The sequence below is a fragment of the Pseudoalteromonas ardens genome (assembly GCF_030125445.1).
In the GTDB taxonomy this organism is placed as follows: domain Bacteria; phylum Pseudomonadota; class Gammaproteobacteria; order Enterobacterales; family Alteromonadaceae; genus Pseudoalteromonas; species Pseudoalteromonas ardens.
On record NZ_JASJUV010000001.1, the window covers coordinates 1,192,474 to 1,218,500 of the forward strand.

18 protein-coding genes are annotated in these 26,027 nt (G+C 47.9%); 14 read left to right on the forward strand and 4 right to left on the reverse strand.

Annotated elements, in window-relative coordinates; all coding sequences use genetic code 11:
- The first annotated feature begins 104 nt into the window (after window positions 1-104).
- Genes QNM19_RS04395 through QNM19_RS04405 form a run of 3 tightly spaced genes read left to right on the forward strand, consistent with a single transcriptional unit; the run spans window position 105 to window position 3,803 of the window.
- Window positions 105-2,126 (forward strand): DUF3857 domain-containing protein, encoded by a 2,022-nt coding sequence (locus QNM19_RS04395; protein WP_049863962.1) that lies wholly within the window; start codon window positions 105-107, stop codon window positions 2,124-2,126.
- Complete coding sequence (locus tag QNM19_RS04400) at window positions 2,123-3,202, forward strand: tetratricopeptide repeat protein (protein WP_049863961.1); 1,080 nt, start codon at window positions 2,123-2,125, stop codon at window positions 3,200-3,202. The genes QNM19_RS04395 and QNM19_RS04400 overlap by 4 nt, the downstream gene beginning before the upstream one ends.
- Before the next feature lie 16 nt (window positions 3,203-3,218).
- On the forward strand, window positions 3,219-3,803 hold the full coding sequence (locus QNM19_RS04405) for a GNAT family N-acetyltransferase (RefSeq protein WP_284026375.1): 585 nt from the start codon (window positions 3,219-3,221) through the stop codon (window positions 3,801-3,803).
- Here QNM19_RS04405 and QNM19_RS04410 read toward each other — a convergent pair.
- Entirely contained in the window at window positions 3,800-5,503 is a 1,704-nt protein-coding gene (locus tag QNM19_RS04410) for a DUF4153 domain-containing protein (protein ID WP_284026376.1), read from the reverse strand. The two genes, QNM19_RS04405 and QNM19_RS04410, sit on opposite strands and share 4 nt — an antisense overlap.
- Window positions 5,504-5,923: 420 nt before the next feature.
- On the opposite strand from QNM19_RS04410, the gene QNM19_RS04415 reads away from it, so the two are divergent.
- From QNM19_RS04415 to QNM19_RS04425, 3 genes are all read left to right on the forward strand, one after another.
- A complete protein-coding gene (locus QNM19_RS04415; RefSeq protein WP_049863956.1) occupies window positions 5,924-6,538 on the forward strand; it encodes an OB-fold-containig protein in 615 nt (204 codons plus the stop codon).
- Window positions 6,539-6,607: 69 nt separating this feature from the next.
- Window positions 6,608-8,701: a flotillin family protein gene (locus QNM19_RS04420; protein WP_049863955.1), complete on the forward strand. Its 2,094-nt coding sequence runs from the start codon at window positions 6,608-6,610 to the stop codon at window positions 8,699-8,701.
- Between the two features lie 90 nt (window positions 8,702-8,791).
- Window positions 8,792-14,575: a DNA repair ATPase gene (locus tag QNM19_RS04425; protein ID WP_284026377.1), complete on the forward strand. Its 5,784-nt coding sequence runs from the start codon at window positions 8,792-8,794 to the stop codon at window positions 14,573-14,575.
- A gap of 30 nt (window positions 14,576-14,605) precedes the next feature.
- Here the strand turns inward: QNM19_RS04425 and yiaA are convergent, their stop codons facing one another.
- Genes yiaA through QNM19_RS04440 form a run of 3 tightly spaced genes read right to left on the reverse strand, consistent with a single transcriptional unit; the run spans window position 14,606 to window position 16,226 of the window.
- Entirely contained in the window at window positions 14,606-15,052 is a 447-nt protein-coding gene (gene yiaA / locus QNM19_RS04430) for an inner membrane protein YiaA (protein ID WP_049866308.1), read from the reverse strand.
- A gap of 11 nt (window positions 15,053-15,063) precedes the next feature.
- Entirely contained in the window at window positions 15,064-15,873 is an 810-nt protein-coding gene (locus tag QNM19_RS04435; RefSeq protein WP_049866309.1) for a DUF2145 domain-containing protein, read from the reverse strand.
- A 2-nt stretch (window positions 15,874-15,875) separates the two neighbouring features.
- Window positions 15,876-16,226, reverse strand: coding sequence for a hypothetical protein (locus QNM19_RS04440; RefSeq protein ID WP_049866310.1), 351 nt, complete (start codon window positions 16,224-16,226; stop codon window positions 15,876-15,878).
- Between the two features lie 133 nt (window positions 16,227-16,359).
- Here QNM19_RS04440 and QNM19_RS04445 point away from each other — a divergent pair, with 133 nt between their 5' ends.
- The 8 genes from QNM19_RS04445 to QNM19_RS04480 all read left to right on the forward strand — a co-directional run bounded on the left by QNM19_RS04445 (window position 16,360) and on the right by QNM19_RS04480 (window position 26,021).
- Window positions 16,360-17,103 carry a helix-turn-helix domain-containing protein gene (locus QNM19_RS04445; protein WP_049866311.1) on the forward strand — a complete coding sequence of 248 codons (744 nt, stop codon included), beginning with the start codon at window positions 16,360-16,362 and terminating at the stop codon, window positions 17,101-17,103.
- Between the two features lie 111 nt (window positions 17,104-17,214).
- On the forward strand, window positions 17,215-17,871 hold the full coding sequence (locus tag QNM19_RS04450; RefSeq protein ID WP_049866312.1) for a LysE family translocator: 657 nt from the start codon (window positions 17,215-17,217) through the stop codon (window positions 17,869-17,871).
- 281 nt (window positions 17,872-18,152) lie between these two features.
- Entirely contained in the window at window positions 18,153-19,196 is a 1,044-nt protein-coding gene (locus QNM19_RS04455; protein WP_049866313.1) for a GGDEF domain-containing protein, read from the forward strand.
- A gap of 308 nt (window positions 19,197-19,504) precedes the next feature.
- Window positions 19,505-20,566 (forward strand): hypothetical protein, encoded by a 1,062-nt coding sequence (locus tag QNM19_RS04460; RefSeq protein WP_049866314.1) that lies wholly within the window; start codon window positions 19,505-19,507, stop codon window positions 20,564-20,566.
- An 11-nt stretch (window positions 20,567-20,577) separates the two neighbouring features.
- A complete protein-coding gene (locus tag QNM19_RS04465; RefSeq protein ID WP_284026378.1) occupies window positions 20,578-21,627 on the forward strand; it encodes a hypothetical protein in 1,050 nt (349 codons plus the stop codon).
- Window positions 21,628-21,928: 301 nt separating this feature from the next.
- Window positions 21,929-22,399, forward strand: a complete 471-nt coding sequence (locus tag QNM19_RS04470; protein ID WP_049866316.1) for a GNAT family N-acetyltransferase — start codon at window positions 21,929-21,931, stop codon at window positions 22,397-22,399.
- A gap of 248 nt (window positions 22,400-22,647) precedes the next feature.
- Window positions 22,648-23,676 (forward strand): cytochrome-c peroxidase, encoded by a 1,029-nt coding sequence (locus QNM19_RS04475; protein ID WP_049866317.1) that lies wholly within the window; start codon window positions 22,648-22,650, stop codon window positions 23,674-23,676.
- On the forward strand, window positions 23,673-26,021 hold the full coding sequence (locus tag QNM19_RS04480; RefSeq protein ID WP_284026379.1) for a hybrid sensor histidine kinase/response regulator: 2,349 nt from the start codon (window positions 23,673-23,675) through the stop codon (window positions 26,019-26,021). The genes QNM19_RS04475 and QNM19_RS04480 overlap by 4 nt, the downstream gene beginning before the upstream one ends.
- The last annotated feature ends 6 nt before the right edge of the window (window positions 26,022-26,027 follow it).

Consider the following 26,027-nt stretch of genomic DNA (forward strand, 5'->3'; position numbering starts at 1 on the left):
ACCTTGCTTGCCTATGTCGGTCTGTATAAACTGACGCGTTTTCGTGCCTAAAGAAGCCTGATAGCTCTGCAAGCTGTTCAGGGAAGAGCAAAAAGTTGAGTATTATGAAGCAGCTATACATCATATTCGCCATCGTTCTGATGGTTTGGTTTAATCCTGTCCGGGCACTCGGTGAGCGTCCTGATGTGACCATTTCGTCTGCCCCAGGTTGGGTTACTAAGCAGCCACTAACAGCATTACCTGAAAGCCTGCGAAAGCCACTTCATTATCGGCTGGTTGACAGTCAGGTGAGTGACGATGCACAGCAGACGTCCTTTTCTCATAACCGCTATGTGTTTACCGATGCTGCCGGCGTTCAGGAAGGCAGTACGGTCAGAGTGCGGTTCAATCCAGCGTATGAAAAACTGGTATTTCACAATGTCACTGTCTTTCGCGATGGCAAAGCGGTTTATCAGTTAACCCCGCAGGATATTAAAGTGATCAACGCGGAAGATGATCAGCAAAATAATATGTATCTGGGTTTGTTTGATGCCTTGATCCTGCTTCAGGATATCCGCGTCGGCGACGAACTTGATTACAGCTACAGCTTGGCTGGCAAAAACCCGGTCCTGGGTGATCGTTTCAGTTACTTTGATAACCTTGGCTGGGGCGTTGCGGTCGATCTGCTGACCTTTAAACTCACCTTACCAGATGATAAACAAATAGCGCATAAAGTATTCGGTAACCCTAATGCCGAGGTGCAACACCAGAAAAGCAATGGTACCCAAACCTATACGGTTCGTGTCGAAAACAGCGTAGCTCATACTGTTGAAAACGAACTTCCGGGCTGGTTCAGCCCGTTTCCTTATATTCAGTTCACCGAGTTTAACTCCTGGCTGGAAGTGCAGGCCTGGGCGGCACAATTGTTTCAGGTAAACACTGAGCATAGCCCAGAACTTAAGGCCTATATCACTGAACTTAAAGCATTGCCAAAGCACCAGGCAATTGAGCAAGCTATTACCTTTGTACAAGATGAAATTCGTTATCTGGGCCTTGAGCTGGGTGTCAATTCGCATCAGCCCAACATGCCTCACCAGGTATTTGAGAAACGCTTTGGTGACTGTAAAGATAAAACGCTGCTACTGAATACTTTGCTGCGTGAGCTGGATATAGACGCACAACCTGCCCTGGTGTCGACGGATAAACGTGCTCACATTAGTGAGTATTTGCCAACGCATAGCGCCTTTAACCATGTCATTACTCACTTTACACTGGATGGTGAAACATTCTGGGTTGATCCAACAATTAACTATCAGGGCAGCAGATTGTCCAGTTTGTATCAACCTGATTATGGCAGCGCTTTGCTGGTGGACAGCCAGTCAGGCTCTTTGACCACCGTAGCCGTACAGTCGGCACGCCATGGTATTGATATTAATGAGATGATTATCGCCCCTGATTACGTATCACCCGTACAATGGCGGATTGAGTCACAGTATTACGGCTGGCAGGCAGAACGATTGCGATATCAACTGGCCTCGTCAGAAAAAAAGGTGTTTCAGGAGCATTCGCTCAACTATTACGCACAATTTTATCCTGGCGTACAGGTAAAGGCACCGATTAGCTTTGCAGATAATCGCCAGGACAACGTGATCACTGTGGTGGAATCTTACTGGGTGCCAGACTTCTGGCAACCACTTGAAGATGGCGCAGCAGAATTCTATCTGGCCGCTGGGAATGTCAGCCAATATGTAAAATTACCTCAAACCGTGCGCCGTAAGCAGCCACTGGCCAAAGTGTACCCACTGTCTTTGTCTCAGCGTGTTACCTTGCTCATGCCGTCAGATATTGACTTCAGTGCGCTGGCTTATCAAAAGTCGTTTGCCGACCCTTATGTTCGAATCGACAGTGCCATGGAATATGACCGCCGTCGGGTGACTTTTCATGCTCAATATGAGGCCCTTCAGGAATCTGTGCCGGTTGAGGCAGTGCCTGCGCACCTCAGTAAGCTTAAACAGGCCAACAAGTATAGTGGCTTTGGCGGCACAGTCAGCGAAGTGACGACTAACCCTCACTACACCTTATTCCAGGACTTTGTTAAGCAACTTGAGGACAAGACTAAGATGAAATTTGTCGGAGAATCACTATGAAGCGGTTATTAAGTCTGCTGGTTTTAATCTTGGTTGTGTCTGGGTGTGCGTCCACCAAAAAAACTGCTTTTATTGAATCGTCAGCATCGGTTTATGAAGCGAACAAAAAGGTGGAGTATGTGCTGAATAACCCCAATGAAAATGCATTTTTAAACCTCATTGACCGACATGCCAGTGAAACCTATGTGAAAAATGAACTGGGAATAGACGACCCCAAGTTTGCGTTAAAAAGTGCGTTTGTCTCAGCCGGGGCGATGATGGGCTTGTCTTCATTCGACCACATTTTCTATACCCACAGTCGTGAGCAAGGTGACTACTGGGTTAGCCAGTATATCTTCTCGTATGACAACGGAACCTTTGCGCTGGTGGATATTACCCTCACAAAACAAGGCTATAAATTGGTTGATGTGAACAACCGAAGCTATCGCTCCAGCGTAGTGCGCTTTTTCGCGCAATATGATCAGCAGATTGAAGCGGCCGGACACGAAGAAGTGGTAACAGCGATCACGGATCTTATGGAGAAAAAAGAGTCGCAGTTGGCGCTGGAAAAGTACCAACAATTGCCCTCAGAGCTAAAATCATTGCCCATTGTCCATGAAACCTTATTCCGCTCTATAGAAACCTGTGATGGTAAGCAGCATCAGGAATTATGCAAAACCTTGCTTCAGGAGGGGGATCAGGCGTATCAGGGCTTATTTGAAGCGAACTTGTATCGCACTATGGGGCAATATGAGCAGGCACTAACTAAATTTGAACAGCTGCCTGAGGATATTCGTTTTAGCCCGCCAATTTTGATGGAAAAAGCAATGGTGCTGGCTCACCTAGGACAGAAACGCGAAGCGTTTGGTATCGCTTTAGATGCTTTGTATCGTAATGCTTCAGGTGCGTATGGTTATCTGATCATGTTACAGGTTGCGTTCATCACCGGTGAACATGATGCTGCAGTTGAGCTACTGACTTTTATGAAAGACATCTTTGAGATTCAGTTTTCTGAACAAGAGCTGGCAGATATCAGTAACAGTGAGAATTTCATGAGTTCAACGCAGTATGCGCAGTTTAAACAAGCTTATCTATAACACCAGGATGTAAACTATGTGGATAAAAAATACCGTGCTGGAAGGGCAATATATTCGGTTAGAGCCGCTGTCTATTGAGCATGTTGAGGAGTTGCAGGAAGCCGTGCAGGATGGCGAAAGCTGGAAACTCTGGTATGCCAGTGTGCCCGCTCCGGAGCAAATGCAAGGGTATGTCGAAAAGGCACTGAGTAAGGCGGGTGAAGATCAGGTAACCTTTGTAGTCAGGTCTATTGCCAGCGGCCATATTGTGGGAACCACACGTTACTACGACATTAAACCTGAGCACAAACGCGCTTCTATCGGGTATACCTGGTATAGCGCTGCGGTGCGTCGCACGCCGGTTAATACCGAGGCAAAATTGCTGTTAATGGAAAATTTGTTTGAGCACTGTGGGGCGCTCTCTTTGGAGTTCAAAACGCACTTTTTCAATCATGCTTCAAGGCGAGCCATTGAGCGTCTTGGCGCTAAACTGGATGGAGTGCTTAGAAGCCATCAGATTCTGGCCGATGGCTCCATCCGTGACACGGCTGTGTATTCCATTTTGGCCAGCGAATGGCCAGCAGTGCGCAATCACCTTAAAGCAAAACTCACAGTCCGTTAAAACGGGCTGTGCAGCTCTAACCTGTGCTCACCAATCTTAATGTCTTTGAACCTGGGTTCAACAATCTCAAAGTTGTCCGATTTAAGCGCTTCCAGCAGATCTTTTGATTGCGGTCCATAGACTTTCTGGTCCATGTAGCCAGATTGCCAGCCCTGTACGCCATCAATAACACCCAGATAAAACACCCGTAATTCCACCCGATGCTGAGTATCAGCAATAAACAGATATTCTGCCTCAGGTGTATTGTCCAGCTGAATGGGTCTTAACATAAGCTCAGTCGCGTCATCGAACAAATGCGTGTTGTGTCTGGCGAATACCTCCAGTGCAGTCACCAGCTCCAGGGGCAATGCCTGTTTTTGTTCATCTGGCATGTCAATCAGGTCCAGTAAAGTTTGTGTCGTCAGGGGTTTAGTTTCTAGGGTCAACGCGGTGTGGATCCGACGCTTTAGTTGCTCGTCATCGATGTTATGTTGCAGTGATTCCAGTGCCGTTAGTCCTTTTCGGCCCAGCTCGTTCACCAGGTAACGCGGGTCAAAATCAGCTGGCTGAGTGATACCTGCTGTGAGGCGGTTTATCTGAGAATTGACACTCATGCCACGAAAGTCCAGTAAGGGTGTTTGGGTGGCAATCAACAGCCCAAGCAACCCTAAAGTCACCGGTCGGTTTACTGTGTTCAATCGGGTATACCAGGTGGCTTTGTGCGTGACCAACTGCCATACGTAGCCCACGCAGACTGTCATGCTGACTGAGGCAATGAGCACGGCCCACAAGCGGGCCAGGCTGAGGCCGTATTGCTCTATTCTTAGGTATAACCCCCAGCCGCTGAGGGCAAGATAGCAGGGGAGCAGGAGTAGCCCGAGTGCAATGAAATGGCGATACCAGGGACGCTGAGTCAATGCTTCCCCCGACAGGTTCAGGCACAAGACGATGGCACCAACTAACACAAAGATCAGGCTGCTGCCGCCATTTTGCCAAAGTGTATCCAGCTCGCTGAACAAAACAGCCACGAAAAACAGCATGGCCACAGCGACCAGCACGGGTAACAACAGGGTGGCAAAGTTACGGCATATGGCGAACAATTGATTTGCCAGGTTACTGCGGCTGCGAGCCTGGATCACGCCAATAGCCTGGCTTAATGTGATGGCCGGGTAATAAAACCAGGGCTCAGAAAACAGGTCGGTGAAAAAACTGATTTCGATGACTTCAAACAAACTGGCCCACAGCATCAACAGCATGAGTACAGATAAAGTGAATAGCTGAGCCGCAGCAAACACCAACAGCAAACGACCCATGGCCTGGCTCAGCGCATCATAGCTGGGTAGCCAGTTTTCCCGGCTATTCAGGGTAAGCCATGGAATAAGCAATACTGAAGCCAGGAATATGATCAGCGGATACGGCCACGCTTGTGATGGTATGGGCGCGCGCTCGGGGAGCAGCTGGCTGCCTAAATAAAAGCCACACAACGTGAATAGCAGAGCATATATTCCCAGTTGAATGTAAAAAGCGCTGTTGAGCTGGGTAAAGCTCGAAAAAATGAGCGTAGAGGGCAAAAAGATCACTAACGAGTAGGCGGCAAGCAGCCAGGGTGGTGATTGGCCCGGCCAGAACGCGAAGTCAACAGATTGATGCAGGATGATCAGAAAAAAGCTCTGCAGCAGAGCGACCAGTAGCAGTGTACGGCTTGTCAGTAATGGCTCCATATATATCTCATAATATCAATTCCTTGTTCCTGTCATTAAAACTTAACAGTGCTGAAAAGCAAGTAAATAATGGTAAGAATGGCGCTAAAGTCTAGTAAAGCGCAACAAAGAATTTGACATAATATGTCGAGGTGTGGCAGATTGATTGTGTGGTAAAGAGGCTACAAAGCCCTTTTATAGCGTGGTTTTTGACCGCGCAATATTAACTTAAAGGGGGTGAAGAAATCTTCCCATTGTACATCGTACCCATCTCGTAATAACTCGGGCTGGGGTAAATTCAATCTCACTCGTCAGGTCCACTGTAGGTTGTATTTACGTTTATTTACCATGCAGGCGCTCAACTTGGTGTTTGTTCATAAATACCACGCTATGCTTCTTTTGTTATTAAAAACGCAATAATCCCCCGTGTAAGGAGGAAATATGGACTTTTTAAACACGGCTTTCACTTTTCCTACGGTGATCTACTCTACACTACTGCTGATTGTGTTGCTGTTCTGGCTGATTTCTTTGGCAGGCTTTGCCGACCCCGATATGCTCGACGGCGATGCCGATATCGAAGCTGAAGGAGGCGCGGACGGCGGCTCTTTGTGGCAAATGGGCTTTGGTGGTGTGCCTTTGACTGTTTCAATCAGCTTAATCGTTGCATTGAGCTGGGTAGTCAGTTACTACGCACAAAAATTATTTGCCTACCTGCTTGGTGATGGGGTCATGTTTTACCTGATTGGCAGTGCATTTATGCTGGGTAGTCTGGTTGTGGCATTGCCTCTGGCGGCGGCGTTAGTCAGGCCGTTACGTGGGGTGTTCGATAGCCAGCAGACCAGTAGTAAAGATGCGCTAGTCGGACTGGAGTGTGTGATTGCCACCGGAAAAGTCACCACCACATTTGGCCAGGCACGCGTTTCCCATGAGGGCAGTGAGCAGTTGATCGAAGTCAGATGTGATGAAGAAAATACGTTTACTCAGGGTGATAAAGCACTGCTGATTGAACACAACGCAACAACTCATAGTTACACAATCGTCACCAACCCCTGGTGATGGCTCAACTTTATAAATGGCGCCGGATAAGCGCCCGGGAATAACTCATAAAATTTATCAGGAAGAGATATGGAATTTTTAAATAACCTTGGACCTGTTTTGACTATCGTCGGTACAGCGATTGTCGTCATTTTTGCCGTCATTTTATTGATTGGCAAATTCTATCGTAAAGTGGAGCAAGGCCACGCGCTGATCATCAATAAAATGAAAAACGAGCCTGATGTAACCACCACAGGCGGCATTGTTTACCCGGTGATCCACAAGATGGAAGTCATGGACATTTCTACTAAGCGCATGGTGCTGGAACGCCGTGACAGCAGTGGCCTGATCTGTAAAGACAACATCCGTGCCGACATTGCCATTACCTTTTATATCCGCGTGAACGAAAATAAAGAAGACATACTGCGGGTAGCGAAGCAAGTGGGGTGTGCGCGTGCGTCTGAGCCGGAAACGCTGCAAGAGCTGTTTGAAGCTAAGTTCTCTGAAGCACTAAAAACTGTGGGTAAACAGATGCACTTCGAGGAGCTGTTCACGCATCGCAATGAGTTCCGCGACAAGATCAAAGAAGTGATTGGCCAGGATCTGTCGGGTTACACCTTAGAAGATGTCGCCATTGATTACCTGGAGCAAACCTCGATTCATAAGCTGGATCCGAGCAATATTCTGGATGCGGAAGGTATTCGTCGTATCACTGAAAAAACCGCAGAGCAAAACGTTGAAACCAACCAGTTAAAGTGTGACGAGCAGGCAAAAATTGAAATCCAGAATCAGGCGGCGCTGGAAAAAACGCTCGAAATAGAGCGTCAGAAAGAAGACGCCATGGCGAAGCAAAAGCGTGAGATTGAAACCGTTCAGGCACGCGAAGAGGCCGAAGCTGAGCGCGTTAAGCAAGAAGAGCGTCTGAAGTCTGAAGAAGCGCGGCTTAAAGCGGATGAGGCCATTCAGATTGCAGAGCAAAACAGACAACGCGAAGTGGATATTGCGGAGCAAAACCGCCTGCGCGTGTTGGCTATTGAAGAAGAAAAAGTGGCCCGTTCACGCGAAATCGAAGTGATTGAGCGCGAAAAAGAAACTGAAATTCTGCGTATTAATAAGGAAAAAGCGCTGGAAGTGGAGCGCAAAGAGATTGCGGATGTGCAACGCGACCGTGTGGCAGTTGAGAAAACTGTGGCGGAAGAGCAGGAGCGTATCAAAGACGTGCAAACGCTGGCTGCCGCTGAACGTGATAAGCAGGCTATTGTGATCCGCGCCCAGGCCGAAGCTGAGGAGGCCTTAGTGAAAGACATTGAAGCCGCTAAAGCACAAGAACAGGCCGCTGACTTTAAAGCCCGTGAAATGGAAAAAATGGCTGAGGCTGAGCTGCGCATTGCCAACCAGCAGGCTGAATCGAAGAAGATCCTGGCAGAAGCAACGCAGGTTGAAGCGGCTGCCTCAGGCTTGGCGGAAGCTGACGTGATCAAGGCTAAAGCACAAGCCAATGCATTACAGGGTGAAACAGACGCTAAGGTACTACAGCAGAAGATGGAAGCAGAAGCGCACGGTAAGCGCGATATTGGTCTGGCAGATGCCGAAGTACAAACTGCCATGGCAGATGCGATGGAGAAACAGGGTGAAGCGGAAGCTATCAACCTTGAGCGCAGAATGTCGGCGGAAGCCAAAGGTCTGGAAGAGAAACTACAGGCTCTGAATGCCATGGATAAAGACGCCCGCGACTACGAAGGCTTCACACTGCAACTGAACCAGCAAAAAGAACTGACACTGGCACAGCTGGAAGCGAACAAAGACATTGCTGCTCATCAGGCACAAGTGCTGGCTAAAGCACTAAGCGATGCGGATATCAACTTCATGGGTGGTGACGGTCAGTTCTTTAACCAGTTTATGAACGCCATCACACTGGGCAAATCCATTGATGGCCTAGTCAACGAAAGCCAGACTATGCAGACTGTGTTTAAGGATCACCTCAACGGTGAGCGCAATCTGATGGATGACCTGAAAGGTGTACTGGCGGGAGCAAATGCGTCATCAGAGACACTTAAGAACATCAATATGAGCAAGTTTTTCCAGCAGCTGAGCAATACCTCTGATGCTGAAAAACAACAATTGCTTAGCCTGCTTGGCAATTCACTGAATGGTAACTCAGCTAAAAACACGACACAGGAATAAACCCCTGACAAGGGGCTCAGCCCCAATGTTTTTTGAGGTGCGTGACGGCAATTCGGGAGCACGCACCCGATATGATTACAGGAAAGTGATATGACGGAACCAACAAGTCAGGATACTGAGTCACACAGTGCGCTGGAGCAGGGCTCCTATCAGCTAATAAAGCGTCGCTTGAGCAATTTCGGCAGCGAGCTGCGCACTCAGGTTGATGCACTCAATGGTCAGCGCGTTGACGCCTTTGGCAGCACTGAGCTGAAAGTACAAGGTCGAGCCCGGGTTAGAACGGAGCACAATTGCATTCCCAGAGACATAGTACTGATCGGTGATAAGCTGATCTTTGCGTACAACGTCTTTATGGGTCTGAAGCAAAGTACGCAAGTCAGTGATGTATTCAGCGTACAAAAACTGGTGTTACAGGATGACCATTATGAAGTGGAGCCGTATCCGTCAGAGACCAAGTTTCTGACCGATGCCCGCTTTTTACGAGATTTTGACGAGCTTTATACTTATTACAAAGAAACTCGTTTGCAGCATCTGTTTGTGCAGGGCGGCAAGCTGTTTGCGCTGTTCCAGATTGGTGACCGGCTGAGTGATGTCAGGGTATTCCGCTGGCAAATTGCTGCGGATAACACGCTGGACTACATAGATAACCGTGGTGAACGAGATATCTCAGAGCATAGCGGCTTTGATTTTGAGTGGACCAGGACAGATCGTGCCCAGCATGAGGAAGGCCGACACCCGCACATTAATGTGCTCGACAAAGTGTTTGTCGAAACTGTCGGTGGCGACCTGACCATTAAGATTGAAAACAACACTGAGACTGGCGAAGGCATTTATAGTGAGCCGGTAGAAGACAGCAACCAGTCATTGGCAGACTGTGAGCTGGATTACGCGCAGGTCGGTGAGCTGATCCTGCTCAGGGTTCAGCCTTATCGCGAAAAGCAGTGGCGTTACTTTGTCTACAATTGTCGCACTCAGCAGGTGCTCAGACAGGATGCCATTGGTCAGGCTTGTGTGCAGCTGCCTGAAGATCACGGCATTATTTTCCCGGGCGGCTATTATCTGCAATCCGGTCAGACGCGCTATTTTGAAGAAAAAATAGATGATTTGGAGTTTCATCGTCAGCTAAAATCGCCAAACGGTGAAGATGTGCTGTATGTGTTTTATGAGCCTGCCGAAGGCCGTTATGCACTGTTTGCTTACAATATTATCGAAAAGAACCTGCAAAACCCCATTTATTGTCATGGCTATGGCATTTATGAAGATGGTTTAACGCTGACCTTTAAAGCTGAGCAGGAAGAAGCCGAGCGGGTTCACCCTATTCAAATCTGGCAAAGCCCCTTTTGTTCGGCAGAGTTTGCCGCTAATGCACCCACACCGACCAGTGTATTCGGTCGCATAGGCAATCCTGATTTGGTCAGAGCCATCTCTGATCTTTATAGCGTCTGCAAGGCCATCAGTGAGCAAAATCCCAGCGTGTTTCATTACGAAGATCTGATCTCACATACCCGTGGGATACTGGATCGCTATCACTGGCTCGCGGAATCTGATTTCAGCACCATTAATACGCAACTGCACGACATCTTTGAAACCTCTGAGCAGGTGCTGGATGAGTTTGAAAAGGTCAGCCAAATTCAGCAAAGTGCCCGACAGGCGGAAGCCGATATTGAGCAGGAAAGCCATCAGGTATTGCGTGAAGTGCGTCCCGACAGTTTTAAACAGGCCAGTGAATTTGTCGCCAGCCTGGATGCGCTGAAACTGCTCAAAGGGAAAGTGATCAGCCTGGAAGAAGTGAAATACATCAACCTTGATGTGCTCAATACTATCCAAAATGGCATTGATGAGCAGACCCGGGTACTCAGCCATGCCACGGCGACTTTCTTACAGCAGGATAAAGCCCTGGCGCCTTATCATGAGCAGCTCCAGGATATTAATGAGAAAAGTGAGCAAAGCGACAGTGTCACTGAACTTAAAGGCTACCTAGGTGCTCTTGAAACACTGGGCGATGAGCTGGACCTGCTAAACCATACAATGCTGGACCTGGAAATTGAAGACAGCCGGGTCAGGACGCAGATCCTTGAAGATGTGAGCGCCGTCTATGCGCTGGTTAACCGGGCTAAGGCGGCCGTTGAGATACGCCGCAAAAGTCTCGGCAGTGTTGAGGCCAAGGCTGAGTTTGCCGCGCGCTTTAAACTGTTCAGTCAGAGTATCACCAGTGCGCTGAGCGCTGCTAAAACCCCTGAGCAATGTGATGAGCAGTTGTCGCGATTGCTGATCCAGCTTGAGGAGCTGGAGTCTCAGTTTAGTGAGTACGATGAATTTCTGGGTGAGATACTGGCCAAACGAGACGACGTTTACGAAAGTTTTGAAGCGCACAAACAGCAGTTGATAGACGAGCGTCAGCGCCGGGCACTGAATCTGGCCACCGCAGCAGAGCGGATTTTACAGGGCGTGAGCCGACGTACTCAGAATTTTACTGAGCTGGATCAGATCAACGGCTATTTTGCTTCTGACCCTATGATCAGCAAGCTGCGTAGCCTGACCCAGGAGCTGAAGGAACTCGGCGATGAAGTCAAAGCCGATGACATCGCAGCAAAACTAAAGGCCAGTAAAGACCAGGGGATCCGTTCACTCAGAGACAAGCAGGATATCTATAGCGACGGTGGTAAAACGGTCAAAATTGGCAAGCATGGCTTTAGCGTGAATAAGCAAGTACTTGATCTGACGCTCTTGCCTCGCGATGATGAGCTAATGCTACACCTGACCGGGACTGAGTACTTTGATGTGATCCCTGACCCGCAAGCCCGCTCACAGTTAGCAGAGGCGGCTGACTACTGGACACAAACCTTACCCTCTGAACGACCAGAGATTTATCGCGGTGAGTTTTTGGCCGCTCAGATCCTGCGAGCGGCGCAACGGGGTGAGTCTGACTTGTCGATGGAGCAGCTACTGCGTGCTCAGCAGGAAGAGTCATTGCTGAGTGTAGTCCAGGCATTTGCTGAGCCCAGATATCAGGAAGGCTATGAAAAAGGGATCCATGACTTTGACGCGACTCAGATCCTGACCTTGCTACTGAAACAAAAAAGCGTGCTTGGATTATTGATTTATCCGGCCAGCTGCCGGGTTATGGCCCAGCTGTTTGTTTCGACACTGGATGAGGCACAGTTACAGCCGTTGCAACAACAAGCAACGCAGGCGCAACTGATGGCCACTACACTCAATGATCCGCGTTTCAACCAGCTGTTAATTGGTGAGCTGAGTGAGCTGATAAGCAGTTTTGCAGTGCAACTGGGCGATTATACAGCGAGTCTGGCGCAATACTCTGCTCCGCTGAGCGCCGAATACCTCATTCAGGTGCTGGCCCGCAGTAAAGGTCTGCCACAGTTTGAAGTGCAATCAGGAGCACGCAAGCTGGCAGAACAGTTTCAGAGCATGGCCAAGGCCAAAGGTTTCTGGCAGACGCTGCAAGCCACCTTTGCTGAACTAAATACTTTGTCTGATAAGTGCCGCCTGGCATCGGGGTGGCTGAGCGCTTATGGTGAACAACATGGCGCTAGTTGTGAAGGTCAGATTGAAGCGGCGAATTACTTGTTGCTTGTGGATCACAAAGGGCTCAGCTATCAGGTGCAGGATGTCCAGGCGCAGACGCAGGTATCCGGTTTGATGGGGCAGCATTCGCGTATTGAAGAGCAAACTCTGGCATTAGATTATGCTGAGTTTTTGGCTCGCACCAGTGCGTATATTGAGCAGGCTTTGCCCGCTTATCAAGGTTATCAGCAGCTCAAAGCAGACGTTTTGCAAGCGCAAAAAGCTCGCCTGCAACTGGAGGAATTTAAACCCAGACCGCTGAGTTCATTTGTGCGCAACCAGCTCATTGATAAAGTGTATTTTCCAATCATCGGGGATAACCTGGCCAAGCAAATCGGCGCTTCAGGTAGTGCTAAGCGCACCGATTTAATGGGCATGTTATTACTGATCTCGCCACCGGGATACGGTAAAACCACTTTGATTGAGTACGTGGCAAACCGCCTTGGATTGACTTTTGTTAAGGTCAACTGTCCGTCTATTGGTCACGATCAGGTTTCTTTGGATCCGTCTCAGGCGATTAATGCGACGGCTGCCAAAGAGATAGATAAGATCAACCAGAGTTTTGAAATGGGCAATAACGTAATGCTCTACCTGGATGACATTCAGCATACCAATCCGGAGTTTTTACAGAAGTTTATTTCGCTGTGTGACGGCTCTCGGCGGATTGACGGTGTCTGGAATGGTAAGAGTAAAACCTACGACCTGCGCGGTAAAAAGTTTGCGGTGGTCATGGCCGGTAACCCGTATACCGAATCGGGTGAAAGTTTTAAAATCCCGGATATGCTGGCGAACCGGGCAGACATATACAACCTGGGCGATACACTGGCCGGGTGTGAGCAAGAGTTTGCCATGAGTTTTGTCGAAAATGCGCTGACATCCAATGCGGTGCTGGCGCCACTGGCAAATCGCAATATGGCTGACTTGTACAAGCTGGTGCGTATTGCTCAGGGAGAAGACATTTCGCTTAACGAGCTGGAATATGGCTATTCTCAGGCGCAGGCCAATGAGATCAGTGCAGTACTTCAGAAACTGCTGGTTATTCGTGAGACTGTACTCAAAGTGAATGCCCAGTATATTGCCTCGGCTGCGCAGGATGATAACTATCGCACCGAGCCGCCATTTAAGTTGCAGGGCAGTTACCGCAACATGAACAAGATGGCGGAAAAGGTCGTTGCCGCTATGAATCAGGAAGAACTGGAAAACCTGATCCAGGACCACTACCGGGGTGAAGCGCAAACTCTGAGTAAGGGCAGTGAAGAAAACCTGCTTAAACTGGGTGAGCTGCGAGACACGCTCACAGCCGAGGAAAGTGAACGCTGGGCTCAGATTAAGGCAGACTATGCACGACTTAATCGGGCCAATGATGCGGGAAGTCCGGCTTTGCTGGCCGTTGAGCAATTGGCTGAGGTGAGCGGTGCGTTATCACAGATAGCCTCGCGTCTGGACAAACAGCAACTGAGTCACAACTACAGTGAGCAGTTTGAAGGCTTGCGTGCTGTACTTGGAGAGCAGGGCGTGACAGCGCAACTGCAACAATTGACTCGACAAGCCGAGCAGCCTGCCATCCTCAAAGTGCTAGAGCAACTTGCTGAACAAAATCAGGCGCATAACCAGCAATTTCCGCACTGGCTGGACACCATAACGACGGCAATAAACTCGGCTGCGCAGAGCAGTGACACGGCGACACGTAAGGGTCAGGCAGAACTCAAAGAGGTACTGGAAGTGCTGGTGGCTTATCAGCAGTCAGGGCAAAGCGAGTTGGTGCAGGCACTGAGCGAGACAGTCAGTCAGGCTGTGGCCTGCAGTGATCAGCTTGCTGCCAATAATCTGGCAACGCTTAAGTCAGCATTGGATTCTGTGCTTAGACAGCAGCAAACCAATCAGACAGCTCAGGCTCAGGCAGTATCCAAAGCATTGGCGCAGTCCGTTGCAGGATTAGAGCATCATCAGAGTTCGCTGGATAAGGTGTTGGCGTCACTGCTCAGCCAGCAGGAATCTCAACAAGCGAAGCAAAGTGATGCTCAGCAAGCCTTGATTAGCGAATTGACGGCACAACTGGCACGTATTCAGTCGGCCAATGTGCAGGTAGATAACTACAGTGATGATGCCAGTGCCCAGGCATTAGCTGCAATAACTGAGTTACTTGGCCAAATGCAGCAGGCGTCACAACAGGGAAGTGACACTCAGTTGCGCGAGCAACTTACTAGGATTATCGACAAGCTTGAAAATTTGCAGTTGGCACCGTCGGAAGGTAATGAACCGAGAGGAGAGAATCCTTATATGTTATAAGGCCGCATTGCGCGGCCTTATAACTTCAGATCACTCCTCGCCTTCATATACTTGTGTGCTGGGTGAGGAGACTGTTTCAGTGATGCTCTGGCTATCCCGGACGTTCTTCTGAACGGCAATCGCAGCATACAGGCTCATCAAAAACGCGATACCATAAAAGCCTTTTTCGCTGAGCAGCAACTCAGCGCGCCACAGCGCAAATACCAGCAGAATGATGGCCAATAAAGTAGAAACCAGGCTCAATAAATAGTAAATGTTTGAAGTCGGGATCTGCTCCTGACGGTCCCGGATGCATTTTTGCAAAGAGACCGCAGAGAACAGGCCATAGAGCAGGGCTATCAGATAATACCCTTTTTCATTCAGGGCCATTTGCGCATTGAACAGGCCAATCAGGTAGCAGGCGATACCTATCAGCAGAGCGGCAACAGATGCCAGTCTGAATGCTTTACTCGGTGCATAAGAGGCTGTTGTAGTCATACTGTGTTCTCCTAAAGTGGGTATTTCAAATCAACCGGACCATCTGGCGTCAGTACTGTACTGTGCGCCAGCAACTGATTGTTATTCAGATATCGGACGATAGAGGTAAAGGTGGTGGTTTTGACCTTGCCTTGGTGGTCACTGCTGTCGACACCATCATTAAAGAGTGAGCCAAGCGCCAGTTTAAAGCGGCTTACATTGAGTGCTTGCGGTTCAAAATAGGCCCGCGTATTCACTTTGAGCTGTGCCATGTCCGTGGTGCTATATAACGCAGCATTGATCACATTCAGCGTATGCTCGGTGCAATTTTGCTTCTGATTATTGAAAGGATTAGCCACCACTGAGTAGCTTGGGTTATGGACTTTGGCTGGCACGCCTTGGGTAAAGGCATCCAGCAGCTTTTGTTGCAATGCCCGGCTGGGTATTGCAATGGCTGCTTTGAGATCATGTACTGACCAGAAAAAGTCCGTAGGATAATCTATTATCAGCTGGCTGGTGCCGGGGTCGTCGTTCAACTGATATAAATTGTGAATGGCATAACCCTGCTTTTTCTCACCATCTGTGGTCGTGAGTTCGGAGTAGACCGCCAGTGCAACATGAGTAAATTCAATGCCCTCTGGTAAGTCACCCTCGGGACGACCAACCCGGCCGATAACAAATACGTGCGCACCCTGATTTGCAGCATAACGCTCAACCTGTTTGGCAAACTGAGCAATCTGGTTGGCTTCAAAGCGGGCCTTGCCACTATTTTGGCTGCCTGCCAATGTGTATGTGCTGGCACTTAGTACAGCGGCCATGCACAGTCCTTGTATCCACTTCATAGCTATCGCTCCTCGCTAAGGGCTTGTGCCGGGGCAGGTCCTGCTATCAATACATCGTCACAAATCGGTAAGGGTTTTGGGCTGGCTGCGTCAGATAAACTGAGCGCGGCACTGGTACTAACAGCGCCAGCTGACATGGCGCTTATCCCGACCACAGCGATTGGGGCGGCTAACATCACCATAGATACCTGGGCCCCGACAACGGCGCTTTCGCCTACGCTGAGTGCACTGTACTTGCTGGCCTGACTACCATGATGGCTGGCCTGTGACGCATGGCTGTCATTTGCCATAACCTGTGTACAAAATAATCCTAATACCGCAGAACATAAAACTGAACGAAGTAAATGAGTCATATCTTTCCCTCCTGGTAAGCAAACCATGTGGCTTGCATTGACTTGCTTTCCAATTTACCGAAGGGATTATATTTGTATACTCAAATTTGATATGTATAGTAATCAGAGACTGTAAGTATAGGAATGTAATACTTTGAGCCAAATCCCAATGATAACCTCAACGCTCAAACAGCTGTTGAAACAACATAAACTGACCTATAAGGAGGTCGCTAACGCACTGGATATGAGCGAGGCCAATGTTAAGCGGGTCTTTGCCAGTGAACAGTTTAGTTTGCAGCGTCTTGAGCAGATCTGTGATCTGATGCAGTTGTCTTTGGCAGATCTGTTTGCGTTGGGGGAGCAAAAGCAGTCTCTGATCAGTCAGCTTACCCAGGCTCAGGAGCAGGAGTTGATGGAGAATCCGAAACTGTTTTTGGTGGCTGTGTGCGTGCGTGATGGTTGGCAATTTGAAGACATTATCTCTCACTATCAAATTGATGACCTCGAGTGTATTCGTTTACTGGCACGATTAGATAGCCTGGACATGATCCAGTTGCTCCCCAACAATCGCTATAAATCTCTGGTAGCGCAAGACTTTCGCTGGATCCCCGGAGGCCCGCTCGAGCGCTTTATTGAACAGCAGGTACTAACCAGGTTTTTACAGGGCGACTTCAACCGGGAAGACAGCTTTCGGTTTTATTTACGTGGTAGTTATAGCGATGCGACTATCAGTCTGGTGCGACGCAGACTCGAGCAGTTGACTAAGGAGGTTGCTCAGCTGAATCAGCAAGATGCTCGCCTGCCTTTGGATAAACGTCAGAGTGTGGGGTTGTTTTTAGCAATGCGGCCATGGCAGTTAGGTTTGTTTAATGACCTCAGGCGCGAAGAGGTGCAATAGTGTTGTAGCACAAAGCTCAAAAAACTCCCAACTGTGATTTATTTTATGTCTTCAAATGGGTACACTGAGGTGATGATTTGTGCGATAAAGTGACGTTAGTCGGAAGCTCTGATGATCGATATTACTCTGTTACCTCTGTTTTTTACTACTATTTTCTTTTTGGTTATCAGCCCGGGCCCTGACCTGCTGCTGTTATCCAGCTATTCAGCTACAAAGGGGTTCCGTGCCGGTGCTTTTATCGCACTAGGTATTTTATCGGCGGGCTTGGTACAGACGGCGTTAGTGGCCTTTGGCCTTGGCCAGGTGATGCAGACAATGCCGCTGGTTGCACTCATTGTAAAACTCATTGGTGCGGCCTATCTGGCCTATCTGGGCGTCAAGATGCTCCTTCACTGGTACAAACACCGTCGCATTACTCCTTCTGGAAGCGACACCGCACCCACTGATAGCGGTTTAAACGGTGTCGAGTTGATCAAGCGAGGATGTTTTAACAACTTACTCAACCCCAAAGCGCTGTTGTTTTTTAGCTTGTTCTTACCTCAATTCACTACAGCAGAGCATGGCTTGACAGCGCAGTTAATTGTACTTGGGCTGATGTTAAGTCTGTTTGCGTTTGGCATTAATCTGTTGTTCGCTGCTGCTTTCAGTAATCTGGCTAAAACTATCGCAACAAGAGCCAAAGGGATAAAGCGCTGGGCTGTGCATCTCGACGGCGTACTGGGGACCTTGTTTATTGCATTATCAGCGCGCCTGGCACTGAGCAAGTGAAGTTTCATTATATGGTAATAAGCAATAATTAATATTGCGCTGAGCACTGACAGTTCTAACTTTTGTATTTGTTTCATAGGTTTGAATAATTTATTTTTAGAATTTGCAGGTGGGAATATTTTATGTTTTGGGCTTGGCTGAGTGAATTTAATTGTAAATGATACGATATGATTGATTAATTTTTTCTAATTATTTAGTATTGCACGCGTTTGGCTCCAAAGGTAGAACAATAAATAAACAATAAAGCATTGCCACCGAACAATGCGACTTGATGGACCTGTATGGAATTTGATACAACACTAACTCGCTCCGCGCACTATCTGAAGCAGGCGCTTCCTATTATGATCCGCTATCGGATCCCGCTGACACCACTGAATTATTCAATTTGCTATTGCTATGTTGTGGGCTCACAACCAGAGCTGAATGTGGAGTTGGATCAGATTATTGCCCGTTATCAGGGTTGTCCGCCTCATCTTGCCAGAGAGTTATTTGATAAGTACCTGTCTCAGCATGATTTGGCTTTGTTCCATGAAATTTCTCATTCTTTTCAGGGCGCGATAGATCAGGTCCAGAACGGTATCTGTGAAACCCTGGAATCTTCCCAGGACTTCTCTGCGTTTCTTTCCGAGTGTCACTATGGTCTGCACAACCTCAAAAAACGCGGTGCGGAACAAGACCCGAGTGCTTATGATGAAGTACTGGAATATGTGTCCAGGTTGACCCGCGAAGCAGTTGCAATGCAACAGAATGCGCTGGGCTTTCAGAATAAACTGGAAGTGGCTTACGATGAAATTAAGCTACTCAAAGAGGCGCTGTTTGCGTCTCAACGAGAGGCCAACACAGATAAGCTGACGGGATTGTTGAACCGGGGCAAGTTCGATGAAGATATTGTCAGTTTCTGCACACATCCTCTTAGTAAGCAAAAGGTGTTGATATTTGTTGATATTGACCACTTCAAACGATTTAACGACGATTTTGGTCACCAAAAAGGCGATGACATTCTGCGCAAGGTGGCAGAAAAGCTGTCACACCATGCACAAGGTCGTGGCGATGCTTACCGCTATGGTGGCGAAGAGTTTTGCCTTACTTTATCAATCAGTAGTGTTAGCGAAGCGGTTAGCTTTGCCAATATGGTTCGTCATGACATTCGAAAGCTGTCGGTGAAGGATAAAAAAACTGGTGAACCTATTCGGCAGATCACGGCGAGCTTTGGTATTGCACTACACAAAGAAGGTGCACCCTGGCAAAGCCTGATTGAACTGGCAGACAGGGCGCTCTATTTGGCCAAATCACACGGACGAGACCGGGTCGAAGTCGCCGGCTAACAGTCGGCGAACGCTATACTTGTAGCTATTTTAGCTACACAGCACATCTTGAAATTTCTTCAAATACATTATTCTCCAAATTACAAACGTTAATAAAAGTTTAATTTATATTCGTTTTGCGGTTGATTTTTGATCATATACTCATTAGCTTATTATTCGTTTTAACTAAAAGGTCAGACGTCAGATGAGTGATGCTTGTATGCAGTTGCGCTCTATGTAATTTTCGCGGTATGGCGTATTACCGGATAACCGAAATCTGAAGACTGGTCACTGAACATAATGATTTTAATAGGATTTAAGAGGAAATTATGCAGCACAAAATCAAGTACTTTCTACGTTTTTCCTGGCTATTCTTGCTAGGCTCGGTCGCATTTAATTCATTTGCAAATGGTTATAAAGTCGTACTTATCCATGGTCTTCAGACCAGCCAGATCACTTCAGGCTATCCAATCGATGTAATTGGTGACGGGGAGTCTTACTGGTCAGAGTTTTGGGGCCAACATGCAGATGTACGTATTGACTGGCCAGCGCTGGAGCGTATCGAAGGCAAGATAGCCAGCGATTATGTTTGGCCAAAGCTGAAACAAATGTCGCAACAGGGAACTTGTCAGCCAGGTTGTATTCTGGTCACTCACTCTACGGGTGATCTGGTTGCGCGTTATCTGTTGGATAATCAGGCAAACTGGCTTGAGAACGCAGGCTTAGCACCGCTTAATATTGTTGCGACCTTTGATATTGCGGGTGCTGGTGGTGGCAGTGAATTGGCCGATTTAGCGGTGAGTGTTGCTCAGGGCACATCAGGTTTGAATCCATTGCTTGAAGCGGCTATCAGAGCCTGGTTAGGTGGTTCAGTTGAAGGTCGGCTGGGTGTGTTGAATGACCTGAAAGTTAATAACGCCAGACAGATCGCCGCTCTGCCAGAAGCCAGAACGCCAAGGCTACGCTTTGTTGCTGATGGAACCTTGTTCCTGGGGGCAACTAAACTCTTCCTCAAAGGCACAGATGACAGTGTTGTCGCAACTCACTCTGCATGTGGTGCCAGCCGTGCAGACGATTTTGGTAGCTGTAGTGCAAGCGTTGCAACTAGCGGCAAGCTTGCGTCGCAAAGCGATGCTGTTAGCGGGTTTATGCCATATCATTACCCTATGCTTATGAGTGATAACTATGACCACTTTTCTGTCATTAACGATCGGGCTGAAGGCAAAGTGACTGCCGCACAAGCGAGCCGCCAGTTAGCGGATGGTCGCACTATCAACTTCAACACCTACGAAGAAGAAACGGGTGCCTGGTTCTGGAAAAGTACTTATCGCTATGTTGAAAACTCAGGAAATAACAGCCTGTCTCGTCTAATGCTTAACGCGATGCAATAAGAGAGGTCAGGATGAAGTCCCGAATGTTCATTATTCTGACGTTTTTGGCAATCGGGCTTGGTTATTGGTGGCTCAGCGGTGACGCTGAGCCCGTTCACCATGGCGCAGTTGCTAAGACACTGAACGCTGAGGTGGCTAACCATCAGCCAGAACAAGCCACAAAAAACACACCTCAGGTAAAATCAGTACGACAGTCAGAGCGTCATATTCCGATAGAAATGACTGATGCCGCAAGCAAAGTTGCTCAGCTTTATGAGCAGCAATTACGCCATGCCCCATACTCCCAACCTTTGACATTGGAAGACAGTGACAGGCTGACACCCAATCATTTTTATCCAGTGACCATTCCGACACAGGATATTGAACAGGTATTGACACTCAAAGTGAGCCAATATCGTTTTGTGTATCCAGAACCAATAGAGTTAATGCTGACTGGTAGTGATATTTATGGTGCCACTGTGATGGTAAGCGAGGTGGACAGTAATAAGGTGCTGATAACCCAAAGCCTGCTTGAGCAAGAAGGCAGTTATATCGCCAGCATACCTGGCAGAAAAGATTTTCCCAGAGCATTGCAACTGACCGTGCGGGCACATGTCAGAGGTGATGAAATCCCCGTAGTCGCACAGGTGCAATATATGAAGCCCAGTGCTGAGCTGGTAAATCTGGAACAGGCAAGGGTACACGGCAGTGATCTACTGATAGATGCCAGACTGAATGTGCAGGAAGCAGGGATTTATCGAGTCAGAGCAAATCTGTTTTTAGGCGATCAACCTTTGTCTCATGTGGTTGCCAGAAAACGCCTGAGTGAAGGTGTGCAGACATTGCCCATGAAGATCCATCAAAGTGTGTTGCCGAACCATGCATCAGGCCTGAAGCTAAAGACTTTCGTGGTAGAGCGGATGTCTGGCTCGCCGCAGGAAAAAGCACGTTTTGGCCGAAGTAAAGTCAGCGAGTTTGCACTGGATGAGGTCGATCTCTCGGATCTTCAAAGACAAGCTTATACGCCTAGTGCACAAGAGCAGCAGAAACTGGCTTTTTTAAAGCAGTTGGGCAAGCAATAGCCATTACCCTAAGTTTGATTAGGGCAAGCGGGGAGACACTATCTCGAACTTTGCTAGAATTGGCTCCCCGGTATCGAACCAGACATGCGTTTTGGGTAAAGGCGCGTGCTATTTTTCTCAATAGATGACGTTTGTTCGTTTTACACTGTGCTGACCAGAACACCTCACCTCGCTTTTCTTGATTCTCGCGTTGTTGTTCGTTACGTTGTTTGTTCCTATTAGAGATCAAAACACTCATGTGGGTTCTCTCAAACACACATTGGTAGCAGTTTTGTTGTGTTATAACAAATTAAGGTCGTATATGATCACAATTAAAAAGCTGAGACCTGCTGACACTGAAGCGGTTAAATCCATTGGGCTGGCCTGCGAGCAGGTTCGTTTTGCTGGCACGGCGCAAGAATTTCTCGAAGAGATCTGTGAGACCACGCATCTCCATGTTATTTATCATCAGGACACTTTGATTGGCTACTTTAAGCTGGATCTGGCGTATGCAGAAAAGTTTGCTTATTGTCCGACCGGTGCGCTTGGTATACGTGCGTTTGTGATTGGTCAGCAGTATCAGGGGAAAGGGTTGGGCAGTGCGGCAATGGTGGCTGTGTTAGGTTACCTGGCGGAACATTATGCGCAATTCCGTTGGCTATATCTGGGTGTTAATTGTCAAAATCCGGGGGCATATGCTTGTTATAAGAAAGCCGGGCTAACTGAATGTGAAGACAAATATTTGGGTGGTCCTGCTGGCCCTCAGTACATAATGTACAGTGAAATTAAGTGAAACTAACCGCTCATGAGAAAGTCGGGGGCGGGAAAGTGCTAATTCAAATCTTTGCTTTTTAATCACAGTATCAGTGTTAATGGCTCATGATCAACGAGCTAATCTGACTGAGAATATCCAGACAGTGACCAAGCAAGTGGTACCGGTTGCATTCGTCTTATCCTGGTAGTCATGGGGGTTTTTGATTTAAGTGTCTATACTTACCCTCATAATTGAGAGCAAATAAGCTCACCAGGGATATTATTTGTATGGGTATCAAGTATGTGGTGGCAGTATTTAGCGCGCTGGCAATGGTATTTTTAACGCTTGCGTTGCAATTTTATTTTTTCAAAGACACTCGCCGTCACCAGCCTGTTATTAATAACAGCGCAGACTTAGTCACTTATTCCAGCCAATGGGTAGATGCCGCCATTCAACCCTTGCCGCGCCTGGAACACTATGATGTTGGCTGGGTGCAGCTTGGCAAAGCCCTGTTTAAAAGCCCATTGCTTTCGGCGGACAACACAACGTCCTGTGCTTCTTGTCATGACCTCTATAATGGCGGCGATGACGGTTTTCCTGTTTCTGTTGGTATCAATCAGCAGCTGGGGAATCGCAATGCCCCGAGTGTGATTAATGCGGTCTTTAACTTCAGGCAATTCTGGGATGGGCGTAGTCCTGACCTGACCAGTCAGTTGCCGTTACCCATTCATAACCCGTTAGAGATGGCCAGCAACTGGCCGCAGGTGATTGGCAAACTTAATCAACAGCCGCACTTTGTTAACAGCTTCGAAGCCTTGTCCGAAGACGGAATCACGCCTGAGAATATTACCAAGGCCATAGTCGCCTTTCAGATGTCACTGGTATCCGAAAATACGCCCATTGACGCTTATTTGCTAGGTAATCAGCAGGCGTTAACAGCGCAACAGCAGCGTGGATATCGAAAGTTTGTTGAACTGGGCTGTGTGACCTGCCATCAGGGGCGTAATATCGGAGGCAATATTTATCAGAAAATGGGTCGCCTGGATCGTATGCCCAAAGCATTACTCAATGACGCCGGGCGGTATCAGTTAACCCGTAACGAGCAAGATAAGTTTGTCTTTAAAGTGCCCAGTTTACGGAACGTTGCACATACAGGACCGTATTTTCACAATGGTTCTGTGGTGCAATTGTCGGATGCGATCCGGATAATGGCGAGCGGACAGCTAGGGTTAGAACTCAGTGATGAGGATGTCTCTGATCTGGAAGCGCTGCTACATGCCTTTTCAGGCGAACTGCCGAGGTCATTAAAAGAATGAAATACCTTTTTGAAGGAGCAATACTTGGATTGATTTGGTGGATTGGCGCGCAAGCCATCACGCAATATCATCAATTACAAGATACTCAGGTTGCTATGGCGCTGAAAGCGCGACTTAACAGGGCGACAACAGAATTATCGCTCGAAACCTTATCTGCAATGGATAGCAATATTTATCACTTTGACAGGCATGCTCAAAAGCAGCTGGAATTCGAAAGTGCATACAATGAACTGCTCGCCCGGGACTTGTTAAGCGACGAAATGAGCCTCGCCGTTACGCACTTTCATGACGCCGTTGACACATATATGCAGCTGGCTTCTATGCTCAAAACGTCCTACCGTTACATTGCAAAGCAGGAGTTGGAAAAAGATGCTTATTCGACGCAAGCCCAGCTAGCAGTCAGTAAAAGTGCTGCTTTGGTGTCTAATTTACAGGTGACCAATTCACATACTGTGGTTGAAGTGGTACGTGAGCAGTTAATGCGCTCTATGACATCACTCGAACAGTTTGAACAGGAAAGCCGCAGTTTCAGGGTAATGCGTTTGCACATAGGTTTTATACTCGAGAATGCATTACCTGCGTCAAACCTACTGGTACCAATACAAAACAGCACGCTATCAACGGCCATTTTGAGAGAAACGCAGCACCTTAGCGAACAGGTCGACACCGTTTACTGGCAGATGACAAGGTCGATCCTCTTCCTGCTTGTCTTGGTCTCTCTTCTCATTATTGTCGTGTTGCTGCGGTTGATGAGCGATCTGAAGCGAGCCAATGCGCAGGCGAATCAGGCTGCTGAAACCAAGTCTTTGTTTTTATCCAATATGTCACATGAGATAAGAACGCCCATGAATGGGATCATGGGTCTGACTGATATCCTGCTGGCTACAGAGCTCACCTCAGTACAAAGAAATTACCTTGAGAAAGTGCGCTTTTCGGCAAATGCACTGACGACCATCATTAACGATATTCTCGACTTTTCAAAAATTGAATCTAAGAAGCTTAATATCGAGCAAACGCCTTTTCAGTTTGAGGAGTTACTCGATAACTTGAGATCTTTGATCACGCCCATTGCCAATACCAAAGGGGTCAAGCTGATTTTCGATATTGACCCTTTGCTCAGTGACTGGTACGTCGGCGATCCCGTTCGGATCAATCAAATTATGCTTAACTTCACGTCGAATGCAGCAAAGTTCACGGAATCCGGTTCGATTACGCTTGCTGTGCATCGAGAGACTAAAACAGCATCGAGTGACTGGGTAGAGATTTCAGTGACAGATACCGGGATAGGGATAGAGCAAGACAAAGTTGATCAGCTGTTCGAGCGTTTCACACAGGCTGAGGCATCCACAACGCGTCGCTACGGTGGCACCGGGCTGGGACTGACAATTTGTAAATTACTGACAGAGCTAATGGAGGGTAATATCGCGGTGGTCAGTGAAGTTGGGCAGGGTTCTACGTTTAGCGTTCGTTTACCTCTGAACACGGTTAGTAAGGCATCATTAACCGAGCAGGAAGTCTCGACTGCCAGTATTGCAGGCAAAATATTAATCGTAGAAGATGACCCAATTTACATGGAGGTCAGTGATAACATTGCCTCGTCAGTGGGGCTGACTGTGTCGCGTGCGCAAAACGGACGGCAAGCTGAGGCTGCGTTATCAGAGAATACTTTTGACATGCTACTACTTGATTGGATATTGCCCGACTGTGAAGCCAATGAGTTGCTAGAGAGACTAGAAACCTTAGCGGTGTTACCTGCAAAAGTTGTCATTTACACGGCGCACACAGAGCAAAGTATTGCGACAAAAGTGAACTACCCGATACTCTATAAGCCATTACTAAAAAAGGACTTGATCAGTATTTTTGTTAAAGATACGCCCAGCCAAACTGCTGCAAAGAATAACCCAGAGCAATCAGACCAGGCAGAAGAATCTGCCTGTGCAGCTGGTGAGTTTCGGGTGCTACTCGTTGAAGACAATGAGATTAATCGCATTGTGGCGACCAAGCTCTTAGATCGTTTTGACTTAGAGGTTGTGATTGCAGAAAACGGCCAACAGGCGATTGAGGCAATCAAGGCGTGCGATGGCGCATTTGACCTTGTATTAATGGATATTCAGATGCCTGTGATGGATGGTATGGAAGCCACCCGTATCCTTCGTGAAACCTATGATAAAGAGCGACTGACGATCATCGCATTAACAGCCAACGTCATGCAAAGCGAGGTAGATAAATACCTGAGCATAGGCATGAATGCGCATCTCGGAAAGCCGTTTAAAACGGATGAGCTGGATAAGGTGCTGGAAAAGTACATTTTTAAGCGAGAGTGTTTAGCAAGTAAAGCTGAGTAGTAAAGG

Bases quoted from the DNA above. Each gene is read 5' to 3' on its own strand.
- QNM19_RS04395 (WP_049863962.1), top strand. From the start codon at position 105: ATGAAGCAGCTATACATCATATTCGCCATCGTTCTGATGGTTTGGTTT.
- QNM19_RS04400 (WP_049863961.1), top strand. From the start codon at position 2,123: ATGAAGCGGTTATTAAGTCTGCTGGTTTTAATCTTGGTTGTGTCTGGG.
- QNM19_RS04405 (WP_284026375.1), top strand. From the start codon at position 3,219: ATGTGGATAAAAAATACCGTGCTGGAAGGGCAATATATTCGGTTAGAG.
- QNM19_RS04410 (WP_284026376.1), bottom strand. From the start codon at position 5,503: ATGGAGCCATTACTGACAAGCCGTACACTGCTACTGGTCGCTCTGCTG.
- QNM19_RS04415 (WP_049863956.1), top strand. From the start codon at position 5,924: ATGGACTTTTTAAACACGGCTTTCACTTTTCCTACGGTGATCTACTCT.
- QNM19_RS04420 (WP_049863955.1), top strand. From the start codon at position 6,608: ATGGAATTTTTAAATAACCTTGGACCTGTTTTGACTATCGTCGGTACA.
- QNM19_RS04425 (WP_284026377.1), top strand. From the start codon at position 8,792: ATGACGGAACCAACAAGTCAGGATACTGAGTCACACAGTGCGCTGGAG.
- yiaA (WP_049866308.1), bottom strand. From the start codon at position 15,052: ATGACTACAACAGCCTCTTATGCACCGAGTAAAGCATTCAGACTGGCA.
- QNM19_RS04435 (WP_049866309.1), bottom strand. From the start codon at position 15,873: ATGAAGTGGATACAAGGACTGTGCATGGCCGCTGTACTAAGTGCCAGC.
- QNM19_RS04440 (WP_049866310.1), bottom strand. From the start codon at position 16,226: ATGACTCATTTACTTCGTTCAGTTTTATGTTCTGCGGTATTAGGATTA.
- QNM19_RS04450 (WP_049866312.1), top strand. From the start codon at position 17,215: ATGATCGATATTACTCTGTTACCTCTGTTTTTTACTACTATTTTCTTT.
- QNM19_RS04455 (WP_049866313.1), top strand. From the start codon at position 18,153: ATGGAATTTGATACAACACTAACTCGCTCCGCGCACTATCTGAAGCAG.
- QNM19_RS04460 (WP_049866314.1), top strand. From the start codon at position 19,505: ATGCAGCACAAAATCAAGTACTTTCTACGTTTTTCCTGGCTATTCTTG.
- QNM19_RS04465 (WP_284026378.1), top strand. From the start codon at position 20,578: ATGAAGTCCCGAATGTTCATTATTCTGACGTTTTTGGCAATCGGGCTT.
- QNM19_RS04470 (WP_049866316.1), top strand. From the start codon at position 21,929: ATGATCACAATTAAAAAGCTGAGACCTGCTGACACTGAAGCGGTTAAA.
- QNM19_RS04475 (WP_049866317.1), top strand. From the start codon at position 22,648: ATGGGTATCAAGTATGTGGTGGCAGTATTTAGCGCGCTGGCAATGGTA.
- QNM19_RS04480 (WP_284026379.1), top strand. From the start codon at position 23,673: ATGAAATACCTTTTTGAAGGAGCAATACTTGGATTGATTTGGTGGATT.